This window comes from Brevibacillus sp. 1238 (assembly GCF_029892995.1).
Classification (GTDB): Bacteria; Bacillota; Bacilli; order Brevibacillales; family Brevibacillaceae; genus Brevibacillus; species Brevibacillus parabrevis.
On sequence record NZ_JARXWC010000008.1, the window covers coordinates 235,694 to 250,439 of the forward strand.

The window sequence follows — 14,746 nt, forward strand, 5'->3', positions numbered from 1 at the left end:
AAACGGCTCCTTAGCTTCGCATGGTTCTTCGTCTTTTTCGCAGTTCTGCTCTTTTTTGTCCCGCTTCCACGCTTGAACGGTTCACGGCAGTTGCTTTGATCTGCTCGGCAATCTTTTCGATCGTCGTATATTGGAAAAGCTCCACAATCGACATGTCGTGGGACAGCTCCGTCTGGATCAGCTCCTGCAATTGCACGATCAGCAAGGAGTTTCCACCTATATCAAAAAAGTTTTCGTGGATTCCGATGTTAGGCGCGCCAAGCAGCTTTCTCCAGATTTCCACGAGCTTTTTCTCGACCTCATCCCGGGCTTCCGCAAACAGAGGGCTGGCCTCTGCATACTGGCAATGCTGCTCCATTGCCTTCCAGTCCATTTTGCCGTTCGGGGTCAACCAGAACTGCTCGACGTGGAAAAATTGGGCGGGAACCATGTATTCCGGCAGTTTTTTCCGCGCGTACTCCTTCAATTGACCCATCGGGAGCGGCCTGTCTGCTGTGTAGTAGCAAACGATTTTGCTTGTCTCCCCGTCTTTTACCGTCGTCACGGCGATCTGTTGCAGCGCCGCCGCATCCCGGAGCGCATGTTCGATCTCGCCAAGCTCGATACGGTAACCGCGCACTTTTACCAACTGATCTCTTCTGCCGATAAATTCGATGTTGCCATCCGGCAAGTAACGACCGAGATCGCCTGTTTTGTAGCAAAGCTGGCCGCTGGCTCGCTGGATGAATGCTTGACTCGTCCGTTCCTCGTCCCGGAAGTAGCCGCTGGTCACATTTTGCCCGGCTACGTAAATTTCACCGATCACTCCCGGCGGGCAAACGTTGCCATCCGGCGCCAAAATCATGATTTGATTATTGGCAATCGGTTTGCCAATGAGCACAGCCCCATACGGAGCCTCTGCGTCTGCCTCTGGCTCCACTTGGTAGCTGGACACCCAGATCGTCGTCTCGGTCGGTCCGTACATGTTGCGAATGTCAGCAGACGGCAGCACTTGCCGTACTTGTTTGGCCAAGGCAAAGCTCCACGCTTCTCCGCCCAGCAGCACGTGTCTGATCGATGGCAGCACGAAGGAATGACCATGCCGCTCCTTGTTGGCTTTCAAATAAGTCGTGAGCTGCACCATCAAGCTCGGTACCGAATGCCAGATCGAGACCTGCTGCTGCTCCATGTACGCCAGCAATCGGTCCATATCCTTGAGCCTGTCTTGCGTCAAGATGCAAAGACGCCCTCCGCTCAACAGCGCCCCGAATAGTTCAAAGACAGAGATATCAAAGCTGATCGAGGTGACCAGCATGAACACATCGTCGGCCCGGAGCCGGAAGTCAGCTATGCTCCACGCCAAAAAATTATGGACGTTGGCATGGGTAACCAGCACGCCTTTTGGCTTGCCTGTTGAACCAGAAGTGTACATGATATACATCCAGTCAGCTCCGCTGCTCGTTGTCGGCGGATTGGACGTGGACAGTGCTTGCTCCCGGCGAGCGGCATCCATCGCGCTTGCAGCATAGTCCTCTTGGAACAGGCTCAGATTGACAAGCTCGATCTGTTGCTCCTGTCCGATTCGCCCCGCTTTTTCCAGCAAGCGATTTTCGGTCAGCAACAGCTTGGCTCCGCTGTGCGCGAGAATGTAAGCAATGCGCTCCTCGGGATAGCCTGGATCGAGCGGCACGTAGGCGCCACCCGCTTTCAAAATCGCCAAAATGCCCACGACTGTCTGGAAGCTTCGGTCGACCAAAATACCGACGGGCACATTTTTGCCGACGCCCTTGTCTATGAGCAGCCAGGCGAGCTGATTGGCCTGTTCGTTTAGTGCCTGATACGTCATTTGCTCGTCTTCGCATACTAGCGCGATCGCATGCGGCGTTTTTTGCGCCTGGGCTTCAAACTGCTTGTGGATCGGCAGAGGCTCCTGCCCGTCCATCTGCGCCCCTTGAAAACGGTGCAGCAGCTCCTCCGCCTCTGGGCCAGTCAGCAGGGCCGCTTCTTTGAGCGGGATTTCCGGGCGCTCTGTCACTTGTGCGAGTATGTGCAGGAAAAAGCGGGCAAACTGCCGGATCGTGCTGTCCGTATACAAGTCCGAATTGTACTCAAAGGAAATCTCGATTCGCTGATCGCTTTCCTTCGCGAGGCAACTCAGTTCAAACTGACTGATCCCGTCATTTTCCAGATGCAGCTTGTCAAAAAACTGGAACAGCACATTGTAGACGGGATTTCTCGCCAAATCACGCTCCGGATTGACCTTTTCCACCAGCAGATCAAACGGGTATTGCGCTTTGTCGATCGCCGCCCAAACCTTTTGCTGTACGACATGCTGCAACTGTGAAAACGTAGAGATGTCTTTGAAAGAAACGCGAATGCACAAAGTGTTAATGAATATCCCCACTACTTCTTCCCATTTCTTTTGGTTTCTTCCAGCAGTAGGCACACCGACGATAATGTCTTCGTCCTGCGACAGCTTGTGCAGCAACAGGAAGTAGGCGCTCAGCAAAACATTGCTATACGTAATCTGCTCTTGCTCCGTGTGGGTCTTGAGCTTTTCATACAGCTCGCCGCCGATCTCGAACTTGTAATAGCTGCCGTTGTACGTTTGCACGGAAGGACGCTTTTTGTCAGCAGGCAACGCCAACGTCGGCAACGGCTTCGCCAGTTCGTTCAGCCAGTAGCTTTCGTGCTCCGTGAACTCCCCGCTGTTTTCCCAGTCTTTTTGTGCGGCAATCCAGTCAAAGTAATCGTGCTTCGCCTCGGCCAGCCTTGGCGACTGCTGCTGCAAAAACGACTGGTAAACGCCGAACAGCTCCCGGTAAAAAATATCGATGCTCCAGCCGTCCGTAAGAATATGGTGAAAATTGACGTAGAGACAAAACCTCTCCTTGGCAAGCTGGTAAAGATAGATGCGATACGGAGGCGACTCCAGGTCGAACGGCTTCATTTTTTGCTCGTGGATGCTTTTTTCCAGCAAAAGCGCCTGGTCTGTCTGTTCAGTGAGATTCATCACCTGGATAGTCGGACGGTACTCCGGCAACGCTTCCTGCACGGGACTTCCGTCTTTGAGCGTAAATCGTGTGCGCAGCATGACGTGTCGGGCAGCGAGATAAGCGACAGCCCGTTCCAGGAGCGCAACGTCAATCGCCATCTCATACGTGCGAATAAACGGCAGATTGTAGGCGACCAGCTCAGGATTCATTTTTTGCAAAAACCAGATGCGTCTCTGCGCGTGCGACAGCGGCATGACCCGCTTGTCTGGAACCGCTTCTCTTGGCTTGGCTGCTTCTCCCCCGCTGCGTTCCTGCTGCTTCTGCCGGACAAACTCGGCCAAATCAGGAATGGTCAAATGCGTAAACACATCCTGTACCGACAAGGTCACCTGGCATTGCTCGTTGATCCGGTTGGCAATCTTGATGCCCATGATCGAGGTTCCGCCCAGTTCGTAAAAATGATCGTAAATATCGATGGTCGGCATGCGGAAGACGTTGCCCCAGATTTGTGCAATCTGCTGTTCGAGATCGGTATAGGTGTCATCGGCTCTGCCCGTCAGCTCTACGTTTATCTCGACCTCCGGCAATTTGATCTTCGCCCGAATCTCGGGAGCCAGTGCGATCGGCAGCGCGTTGTTCCAGAACAAGTCATTGTCCGTATTGATTTCCCCGATGACGACGCTTGTCAGGTTCTTGTGCAGGACTTGCTCGAATGCCTTGATCGCCCGGCGAGGCGAAATGGAGCGAAAAGCAGCATCAAGGCTGGCGCCCGAATGTTTTGCCATGCCTGTATTCATCCACGTCGTCCAGTTGATCGTGATGATCCGCGTAGGCGAGCTTGCGACTCCGGAAAAAGCATCGAGGTAGCTATTGGCCGCCGCGTAATCCCCCAAGTAAATGCCCCCGACTACCGCCGCGATGGACGAAAACAAAACGAGAAACTCAGGCGGATTTTCGCGCGTCAACGCATGCAGATGCTCTGTCCCGCTAATTTTGGCAGCCAGCCCGGCCGAAAATGCCGCTTCGTCCTTGTCCACGAGCATGCCGCTTCCCGGCAAGCCTGCGGCGTGAATGATGCCGTCGATTTTTCCGTGGACGCGGTAGATGTCGCGTATGGCCGAGGCTATCTCATCGCGGTTGGCTACATCGGCGCTGTATGTATACACCTGGGAACCGTTGCTCTCCATGCTTTTCAGTTGATGCAGCAACTTGCCCCATTGCTCGTGCTGGCTGAACTCGTCCCACAAGGAACGCTCGGGCAATTTGGTGCGGCTGATGAGAACCAGCTTTACCTTGTACGTGAGGGCAATATGCTTCGCAAGCTCCAGGCCGATTCCGCCCGTGCCGCCTGTAATGACGTACACGCCTTGCTCCTTGAAGCGCAGGCCGCTGTCGTCAACCGCTGACAAGTCCAACGGCGCCAACTGGGGATAGTATCTTTGACCAACACGATGCGCGATCTGATAATGTCCGGTGCTTCCCAAAGCTTCCGCCGCGATATCGCTGACAGTTGTAGCATCATCGAAGTCGATGCACCTGCAAGGCAGTCCGCTGTTTTCCTCCCGAATGACTTTTCCCAGCCCAAACAAGGCAGCAACTTCCGGCTGGACGCTGACATCGTCAGCCAGGACTCGCTGCGCGTTTTTCCCGACCAGGACGAGCTCGATTGGAGCAGAGCGAGTTTTTCCTAATGCTTTTGTCAAATAAAACAGCGCGTGCAAAAGCTGCCCGGCATCGGCATGTTCATAGTCGGGTTCGGCTGTTTTTCCGACAGCGACAGCGAAGACGACTTTGCTGAGCGCTGCCTGGCTTGTATCGCGAATGAGCTGGTCAAAATCGGCTTGCGAGCATGCCAGTCCATACCGGGAGGCGTTCTCCTGGCGATAGGCTGTCGTCGTCAGCCGGGCATGAACGACATGCTGGCTGCGCGCAGCGATGGCGTCGGCCAGCTCGCAGCCCCAATCGGTAGAGTCGGTAATGACCAGCACATTCTCTGCTCTCTCCGGTTGTGCGGAGAAAGGCTCGGCAGGGACCCACTGGATGCGCTGATAAAGAGCATGCTCGGCTGCGGGTAGTACGGATGGCCCTTCGCTCGCAAGCGCGCTGCTTCCCGCTGCGTTTGGCACGGAGCCGTTCGCTTGTTTGTCCGCTTTTGGCCAGATTTTGATTTTGTCAAATGGATACACAGGCAAGTTCAGCTTTTGTCGCGGCTGACGGTATACCAACTCCCACGGGATCGACATTCCCGCGACGTATTGCTCCGCCAGCTTTTCCAGTGACGCTCTCGTCTGCCAGCCGTCACGGTCGGTCGTGGCCGACACGTCCGGGACAGCAAAAGAGCTGGCGGGATTGCCGCCGTCACGGCTGGATTCGGCACGCAGATAGAGGTAAATTCCTTTGTCTTTCGCCGCTTCTGCTTGGGACAAATCTGCCTGGAGCAACTGCTGCAGCAATTGTTCTTCGGACTGGAACACGAACGCGATCCGGTTCTCGTATTGCCCTCTGCCTGTGTTTGCTGTATAGCAAAGATCTTCAAGATTGGTTGATGGATGCGTATGCAAATAGGAATGGTAGGATTTCAGCAATTCAACCAGTGCTGGCTTGCTCTTGGCGGAGAGCGTCAAAAGATGAACTGGCGGCAAAAGCTCTGCTTCTGTCTCCGCTTCCAGACGGTCGCTTTCCGGCGCTTCCTCCACGACGACATGGCAATTGGTTCCACTGAAGCCAAACGAGTTGACCCCGGCACGAAGCAGTGCCTCCCCATCCGCTCTTTTCCAGTCTCTCAGCTCGGCGACGATTTCGACCGCAGCGTTTTGCGGATCGAGAAAAGGGTTTGCAGACTGATAGTGCAGCGTAGCAGGAATTTTTTTGTGCCGGAGAGCCAGCACGACTTTGATGAGCGAAGCCAGACCTGATGCGGCAACGGTATGGCCGATATTCGTCTTGACAGAACCGACCCCGCACACATGAGGCCGGGACGCAGCTTGTTGAAACGCGTCGTTGATCGCCTGCAACTCGATCGAATCGCCCAACAGCGTGCCTGTGCCATGCGCTTCGATATAGGAGATGGACAGCGGATCGATTTTGGCTTTTTCCCACGTGCGCAAAAACAGTTGCGTCTCGGCATCCGGATTGGGGGCGGTCAAGCCGTTGGAAGCGCCGTCTGCATTGACGCCGCTTCCTTTGATAACCGCATAGACGGGATCGCGATCTTCCCGCGCCTTCGCTAACGGCTTGAGCATGAGCGCTGTGATTCCTTCGCTCCAGATCGTTCCGTCGGCATTTTTGTCAAAAGCCTTCACTCTTCCATCGGACGTCTCCAAATCGTGCAGCTTTCCGGTCACTTGCGGAATGACCATCAGATTCACCCCGCCGACCAGCGCCGTTTCACACTCGTTGTTCGCCAGAGCCGTGCACGCCTGATGCAAGGCGACCAGCCCCGATGAGCACGCTGTGTTCAGCACGAAAGCAGGCCCGCGCAAGTCGAGAAAATACGAGATCCGATTGGACAAAAGTCCTACCAGGGAACCGACAAGCGACGAAATATCTTCGTTTTGCAGCAGGGAGCGGTAATGAGACTGGTAGGCCGTCTCCAATCCGACAAATACGCCCGTGTTGGAATGTTTCAGTCTGGCTCCCCCATACCCGGCATCCTCGATCGCATGGTAGGCCGTCTCAAGAAACAGTCGCTGATACGGCTCCATCGCCATCGCTTCTTTGTGTCCGATATGGAAAAAAGAGTGATCGAAGCAGGAAATTTGATCCAAGTAGCCAGCTTGATGATTGGCGTTTGCCAAAAGCTCTTCCAGCTCTGGAACGAAGCCGGATAAATCGTGCAACCGCTCTTCCGGGAAATACCCGATGCTGTTTACCCCCTGGACCAAATTGTGCCAAAACTGCTGGGGATTGCTTGCTCCGGGGAAGCGGCAGGCCATTCCAATGACGGCAATGTCCTGACGGTGCTTTCGCTCTGGACTGCGATTCAGCTTTTCCAACATGGAAATCGCCATTTCCTGATTGAGATGTCCCGATTTCAGCAACTGCAAAATGCTGTCATTCATCTCTTTTCGGCTACTCATCTTCTTCTCCCCACGCTTTCTTGTCTAGGTAGTCCAATATGTTTTCCATCGAAACATCGCCCTTGATAAAGTCGCTCAGCTTGTCCTGCAAGGGAACACTTTCGCTCTCTCCGACTTTGCGGGACGGTTCGTGTGCATTCGGCTTGTCTTTGTTTTCGAGATACTCCGCCATTTTGGCAATCGAAGGATAGGCGAACAGCGTGGCGATGTTGATCCGCCCCGGGTACAACTGCTCGATTTCCTTGACGAGACTCGTCGCGAGAATGGAGTTTCCTCCCGCCTCCTGAAAAGACTGGTACACATTCGCTTCCGGTATCCCCAATACTTTTTGCCAAACAGCAGCCAGTTGCGTTTCTACAGCGCTGTATCTGTGGTCGTTTCGCCCGCTCAATATCGGCACAAGCGGCTGGACTTCCGTCGTCTGCGCAGCAACCGTCTGTGTGAACAAGCTGCTGATTTCCGGCGAAATCGAAAACGGCAAGTGATAGCTGTGCGTCTGAAAATGCGCCTCGTTCAGCTCGCCGACGATTACGCGCGCAAGTTTTCTCGTTAAAACGGCATCCAAAATCTCGATCGCTTGGTCCGGATGCATGCCGTGAAACGGCGAAGCTTCTTTCTGAATGCGGTATCTCCCCGCCATGCCAGTCTCGTTCCAGGCAGGCCAGTTGATCGTCACGCTCCGTTGGCCTTTGGCGTGCCTGTAATCGCTAAAAGCGTCCAAGTAAGCGTTGGCAGCCGTATAATCAGCCTGTCCAAGCCCGCCAAGCAAGCTGGTCACAGAGGAAAACAGGACAAAAAAGTCGAGGTTGTCTTGCTCGGTGTAACGATCCAAAAGCCAGGTGCCGACGACCTTTGGATCGAGCACGTGAGCTATTTGGGCTTGCCCTTTGTTGATAAGCAGACCTTCACCAGCCACACCCGCGCAATGGAAAACGCCATGGATCGCCCCGTACTGCTGGCGAATCATGGCCAAAGCAGCTGCCAGCCTGCGCTCGTCAGCCACATCAACCGTATACACCTCTACAGAGGCTCCCTTTTCCTCAAGGCTGCGGATTTGTTCGATCTGGCCCGCTAGTGCGGAATCAGGCTGTTCCCGGACGATTTCCGCCCATTGTCCGCGTGGAGGAAAAGCACTTCTGCCGAGCAAGCACAGGTGTACTGGCCGCTTCCCAGCGAGATAGTGAGCGACTGCAAGCCCGATGTCGCCAAGTCCGCCCGTAATCAGGTAGACGCCGTTTTCCCGGATCGATATGTCCTGACGCTCTGCCTGTTGCAGCGTCTGCACTTCCAATCGTTCGACATACCGGACATTTTCCCGATACGCCACCTGGAAGTCTTCCTGTTCCGACACCAACTCATGCCAAAGTGTAGACGGCGAAGTAGCGCTATCGAGATCGAGGCAGCGGCATTTCCATTGCGGGTACTCCTGGGCGATCACTTTTGCCATGCCAAACAAAACGGCATGCTGCGGCTTCAAGGCCGCTTCCTGCCTGGTTACGGAAAACGCGTGGTCGCCCAACAGATACAGGCTGATCTCCTGGTGATACGACTGTTTCAACAGCTCGCACACAAGCTGGTAGAAGCTGTAGACGCTCCGGTTTTCCCACTCATGAAAGTCGTCCGCACACGCGAGCTTCTCCTCCGTCACGCCCATGCAGTGGACGATATGGCGAATGTCCCGATGCGCCAGCTCTTGCAGCAAGCGCGAAAAATCGTCCGCCGAGCCGACCTCGTATCGATGATCGCTGCCTTTTTGAAAAGCAGTACCGAAAGCAACTTCGATGACATCCGCTTCCCGCGCTTGCAGCTCCTGGAGCAACTGATGACTCCTGTTGCCCGTTCCGCTCAAAAACAGCCACGTGCCCTTTTTCGCGCCAGCTTGCCGCAACGGCGCTTTCGCTTTGTCGTCGCGCACCCATTGCAGGCGATAAGTTACATCTGCTCGCGTAGCACCTTCGTGGTTTTGCGCCCCGATCCAGTGCCGAACCGACTCGTACGGGTAGGCTGGCAATTCGATGATTCGATGCTGCGCTTTTTCATACAGGCGCTGCCACTGGATATCTGCCCCGTCTGTGTACATGGCAGCAATGTTTTGCAGGCTGTCCAGCGCAAAAGCTGTCCCGGTTTCTTTGTATTGCTGGATCGTTCTTTCCGCAATCGCCGTCCGCTTTACTTTTTCTTCCTCCAGCAGTCCGTGTTCAGAGGGATCATTTTGGTCAAGGATGACGCGGCTCACCTTGTACAAAATCCCTTGCTCGGCAGCCTGCTGCCTATTTTCCAGCCCTGTCGCATCCGCGTACTGGCATTTTTCCCGCAGCTCGGCCTGGTCGCGGAACAAGATCGCGATCCTGTGCTCGTAATGTCCGCGAGTCGCATTGGCTGTATAGCACAAATTTTGCACATCGACCGCAGTCGTCTCGTTGAGATAGTTGGCGTAGCGGCTGATTAGCGCACGCAAGGAGCCTTTTGTTCTCGCCGACAAAGCCAGCAGGTGCCAGCCTTGCTTGTCCTCGCTCTGCACAGGGGCGGCAGGCGGCTCTTCCAGCAAAACATGGCAATTCGTCCCGCTGAACCCAAACGAGCTGATGCCGCATCGACGCGGCGACTCCGTTGCGGTCCAATCCTGCAGCTTGTCGTTGACGTAAACGGGGGAATCCGCAAATTCGATAAATGGATTCGGTTGCTGGAAGTTTGCGACCGGGGGCAATTGTCCATGCTTGAAGGCCATAATCATTTTGATGACCGAAGCCATCCCCGACGCTCCTACCAGGTGGCCGATATTGGCTTTTACCGTACCTACCCCGCAAAATTGCTTTTTGTCCGTGAATCTGCGGAAAGCGTTGGCGATGCCCTTCATCTCGATCGGATCGCCCAATCTCGTTCCGGTGGCGTGCGCTTCGATATACGAAATCGTTTCCGGATCGATGTCGGCTGCTTTCCACGCCTCGATCAATGCTTTTTCCTGCGCTTCCGCATTCGGTGCGGTAATTCCGTTCGACGCTCCGTTGTTGTTCATGGCCGAGCCTTTGACGACAGCGTGGATCAGATGGTTGTCGCGCACGGCCTGATCCATGCGCTTCAACACGACGGTGCCTACTCCCTCTCCCCACATCGTGCCGTTCGCCTGCGCATCAAACGGGCGTATCGTTTCATCTGCGGAATCAATCAGCGAATTGTGCTGGGTAGGCAAGTACGCCAAAGAAACGCCTGCTACAATCGCCACATCGATTTCTCCTGCCTTCAAAGCCTGTGCAGCCAAGCACATGGCTGCGAGACTGGAAGAGCACGCCGTGTCCACGACCAGGCAAGGTCCTTTCAAGTTGAGGAAATACGCGATCCGGCTTGCCAGTATCCCTGTCGAGCCAGAGGTAACCTTCAAAGGATGCTGAATATCAATCATATTGTTGTACTCATTGCGTCCAGTCGTATCTTTGCCGATGTACACGCCCGTTTTCGTCCCGAACAGGCTTTTCCCGCCAAGCCCGCTGTTTTCCACAGCTTCATACACGTTTTGCAAAAGCAGGCGCTGTTCAGGGTCCATCAGCTCGGCCTCTTTGGGCGAAATATGGAAGAAACTAGAATCAAACCGATCGATAGTTTCCAGGTAACCGCCCTGACAGTAGGATTGGGCTGCGCTCAAATAACGGTCCGTGTCCTTTCTTCTGGAGGCGGGAAACGGCCGGATGGCATTGATGCCCGCGGTCAGATTGGTCCAAAACTGCTCGGCATTTTCCGCCAACGGGAATTGGCAGGCATAGCCGATGATGGCGTACTCGTCCTTTTGCTCAGACGGCACAGTCTGGCCTGCGGAGAAAGCGGTCCACTGTTCCAGCAGTCTTTTCGTCTCTTCCTGCGAATATTTGCTCTGTTTGTACCCTTCCAGGATCGACTCGACTGTAAGCGTGGCAGGTTCCGGCGCCTTCTGGCTGTCCAAGTAATTCGCCAGTTCAAAAATGGTCGGGTACAAATAAAGGTCTGCGACGTGCAGCGTGCCCGGGTACTTCTCGTTCCATTGCTTGTACAATTGCGCAGCGTGGATCGAATCGCCGCCCAATTGATGGAACGTATCGAACAGGCTGATGGACGACAGTCCGAGCACCTCTGCCCACAATTGCGCCAGCTCTTTTTGCGTCGCTGTAAATCCGTCCTGCTCCTTGAGCGCCACAGGTACAGGTGCGGCAGCAGCTGTGCGCCCCGGTTTTGCCGTATGCTTGAACACGTCTTTCTTCACGTCATCCGCCAGACGGAACGGCCAGATGTGCGAAAGCTCCAAAAGCTCGTTGGCATGATTGAACTGGCCGACGATCGTTTTGAACAGCTGGCGGCGGAGAATGTAGTCGAGCGCTTGCAGCGCCTGATGGGTCGGCAGGAAGCGGAAAACGTGCCTGTCCTCTTGCATGGAGAGCCTTGTAGCCGTCTCTTCCCACGTAGCCCAGTTGATCGAAAGCACTTTTTTGCCTTGCCGCTTGATCACTTCTGCCCAGCCGTCCAAAAAGGCATTGCCAGTGGCATAGCCAATAGCCCCGCGTCCCCCGGTGACAGAAACCGCCGAGGAAAAGAACAGGTAAAATCCTGTGTCGATCCCCTGCGTGAGGGTGTACAATAGCCAGCTTCCGTATGTTTTCACGGCATGTCTGCGCTCAAATTCCACTTCGCTCATCGCCAAATCTTCGAGATCGCCAACGCCGACGCCCGCGCAATGAATGATTCCGTCAAGGCGTTGGTGCGTCTGGCGGATCGTCTGAATCGTTCGTTTCATGTCTGCTTCGTCGCATATGTCTACACAGTGATAGTCCAGCGTGGAGCCGAGCGCTTCCACAGCCAGCACCGCATTGAGTTTATCCGCCAAACTTTTGTCTGTCTGCTCCCGGACTACCGCTGGCCATGTCTCTTTGTCCGGCAGCATCGTCTTGCCGAGCACGATCAGCTTCACTTTGTTTTTCTGGCTTAGGTATTTGCACACTTCCGTTCCCAATTGGCCCAAGCCGCCCGTAATCAGGAACACATCGCCCGCTTTGACAGTAAATGCGTCTTCCTGTGCACCCGCCTCCGCCACTCTTTCGATAATCTCGATGTAGCGGCGGTGCTGGCGCAGCGCTACGGAGTAATCCGTACCCTTCCGCTGTAGCTCGGCGAACAGCGGCTCAGGCTCGAAGCCGTCCGGGCTGATGTCGATATGGCGCATGGACAAGCCGTAGTTTTCCTGGCGAATCGATTTCCCGAGTCCGCCCAGCATATGCTGAAAAGGATCGCAGATCGCATCGCTCGGCTGCACGGCCTGGGCATTTTGCGTCATCAGGACGACATCCAGTTCTTTTGTCAGCTTCCCCGTCATTGCCAGCGCTTTGGCGAAAAGCAAAAGCGACCCTGCTGTCTGATTCATGGACGCTTGAAACGCCGTCCGTGATTCCGGCAGTTCAGCGAGAGCCGGGGACATAAATAAAATTTGCTCCAGTGACGAAAAATCAAGCTGCGTGCAGAAGGCAGCGATGTCTTCAAGCGTGCGCGAAACTTGGAAATAGTCCGGCGACACTTGTGCAGAGCATGCTCCCAGCTCGACCGTAATCAACCGCTTGGCCTGGTATTTTTCCGAAAAAAGCGGCCGCCAACTGGCTGTATCTGCCGCATCGACGATCAGCAGAACGGTATCGCGAGCAGCGGGCTGCTGGTTGTCCATGTCGGCAAGAGCTTCTTCTTTCCAGACAGTACGATAAAAAAGCTCTGCTTCTGCTTTCTTGGGCTGCACGCCAACAGGCCAAAACTTTTGCCGTTCCAGTATATTTCCCGGCAATGACAACTTGCGGCCGCCTTGGTACAGCAGCTTCCAGTCCATACTCGCTCCCTTTATGTAAAACGACGCAACCTGCTCCCGGATCATTTTCCCGTCAGTGGTCTTCCCGAGCCATTCCTTGATCGCTTCGTTTGCTTGCCTATCTAACGATTTTTTCTCTCGTTCCCTGATTTCCCACGCTTCGACCGCTTGTTTGTTATCCGGTACGACCTCGTGCCTTTGGTAGCTGATCGCCGGGTTTTCCGTCCACGCGGATACGCTGTTCGCCGTTTTCAGCTCGTTTAGCTTCTCCAGCAAATCCTCGTAGCTGTCGAAACTAATCGTGGCCCGGTGGGAGTAATGGTTGCGGGACGAGCTGACGGTAAAGCACAAATCCCCCAGGTCGACGTCCCGGTTTGTTAGCAAAAACTGCTGGTATTCTTTTGCCAGCTCCTGAAGCTTGTGCTCGCTTCTCGCCGATAAAACCAGCAAGTAGCTGCCTTGTCCGTGACTGGCTTGCCGGACAGCCTTTGGCGGCTCCTCCAGCAAAACGTGGCAATTGGTCCCACTGAATCCAAACGAATTAATTCCGATGCGGACAGGATGATCCTGCTGCTGCCATTTGGTCTGCACGTCATTGACAAAAACGGCTGAGTTGGCCAAGTCCATGTACGGGCTGGGCGACTGGAAATGCAACGAAGGCGGGATTTCCCCGTGCTGGAGCATCATGACTGCTTTGATTAAAGAGACAATCCCGGAAGCGCCCACCAGATGCCCAATGTTCGTTTTGACGGAGCCAACCCCGCAAAACTGCTTTTTGGACGTAAATGCTTGAAAGGCGTTGATAATCGACTGCAGCTCGATGGAATCGCCCAATACCGTGCCTGTCCCGTGGGCTTCGATGTAACGAATCGTTTCCGGATTGATTTGCGCCTGCTTCCAGACGCTTTTCAGAAGCTCTTCCTGCGCCTCGCCATTCGGAGCTGTAATGCCTTTGGACAAACCGTTGTTGTTGATCCCGCTGCCTTTTATGACCGCGTACACGACGTCGTTGTCCGCAAGCGCCTTTGACAACGGCTTCAGGAGCAGCCCTCCGCCACCTTCGCCCCATACGGTGCCTGTCGCCTCCTTGTCAAACGCCCGAATCTTCTCTTCGGCGGATTCGACCTGATCCAGCGACCCGTCTTCCTTGACTGGCGGAAAATAGAAAAGGCCGCTTATGCCGCCTACAAATGCCATGTCACATTCATTTCTGCGCAACGATTCGCAAGCAAAATGAAGCCCTACCAAACCGGAGGAGCACGATGTATCGAAGACGATGCTCGGCCCTTTCAGATTGTAGACATAGGAGATTCTGCTCGCCAAAATCCCCGGCCAGGAGCCAGTCAGGCTAAAAATATCCGGGCTGACGTAATGGCGGTACTCGATCCCTGTCACATGGTCTTTCCCGATAAAAACGCCTGTCTTCGAGCCGATGATATCCCGCGTCTCGTAACCGGCATTGAGCAAAGTCTCATAGGCAAGCTCCAGCATGATTCGCTGATAAGGCTCCATGGACAGCGCTTCTTTCGGCGAGATGCGAAACATGTCTGGATCAAAGAAGCTGATTTCGTCCAAATATCCGGCCTTTTTAAAGCGTTTATGGGCAAATCGCTGGTCGGAAAACAGCGCCTGTCCATCTTCGCGGCGATGGACAGGAAAGTCGTCGAGGCATTCTCTTCCCAAGCGAATGTTTTCCCAAAACTGCTGTACCGTATTCGCCTTGGGAAAGCGTCCCGAGATGCCGATAATCGCGATCTCGTCAGTCTTGGCTTCGCTTGCTTTTTGCAGGCTCGTGATGTATTCCGTCGCTTCCTTGGCCGATAGCTTCTTGGCTGCGACCAGCTCGTAAATGTACTTCTTCAATTTATCCATCTTCGTAT

At 54.5% G+C, this 14,746-nt stretch carries 2 protein-coding genes; both read right to left on the reverse strand.

All coding sequences use genetic code 11. The features are described from left to right. Positions 1-10: 10 nt before the first annotated feature. Positions 11-7,054, reverse strand: coding sequence for a non-ribosomal peptide synthetase (locus M2298_RS18945; RefSeq protein ID WP_280648894.1), 7,044 nt, complete (start codon positions 7,052-7,054; stop codon positions 11-13). Beyond that, positions 7,047-14,738, reverse strand: coding sequence for an SDR family oxidoreductase (locus M2298_RS18950; RefSeq protein ID WP_280648895.1), 7,692 nt, complete (start codon positions 14,736-14,738; stop codon positions 7,047-7,049). Before M2298_RS18950 ends, M2298_RS18945 begins: the two co-directional genes overlap by 8 nt. Positions 14,739-14,746: the final 8 nt, after the last annotated feature.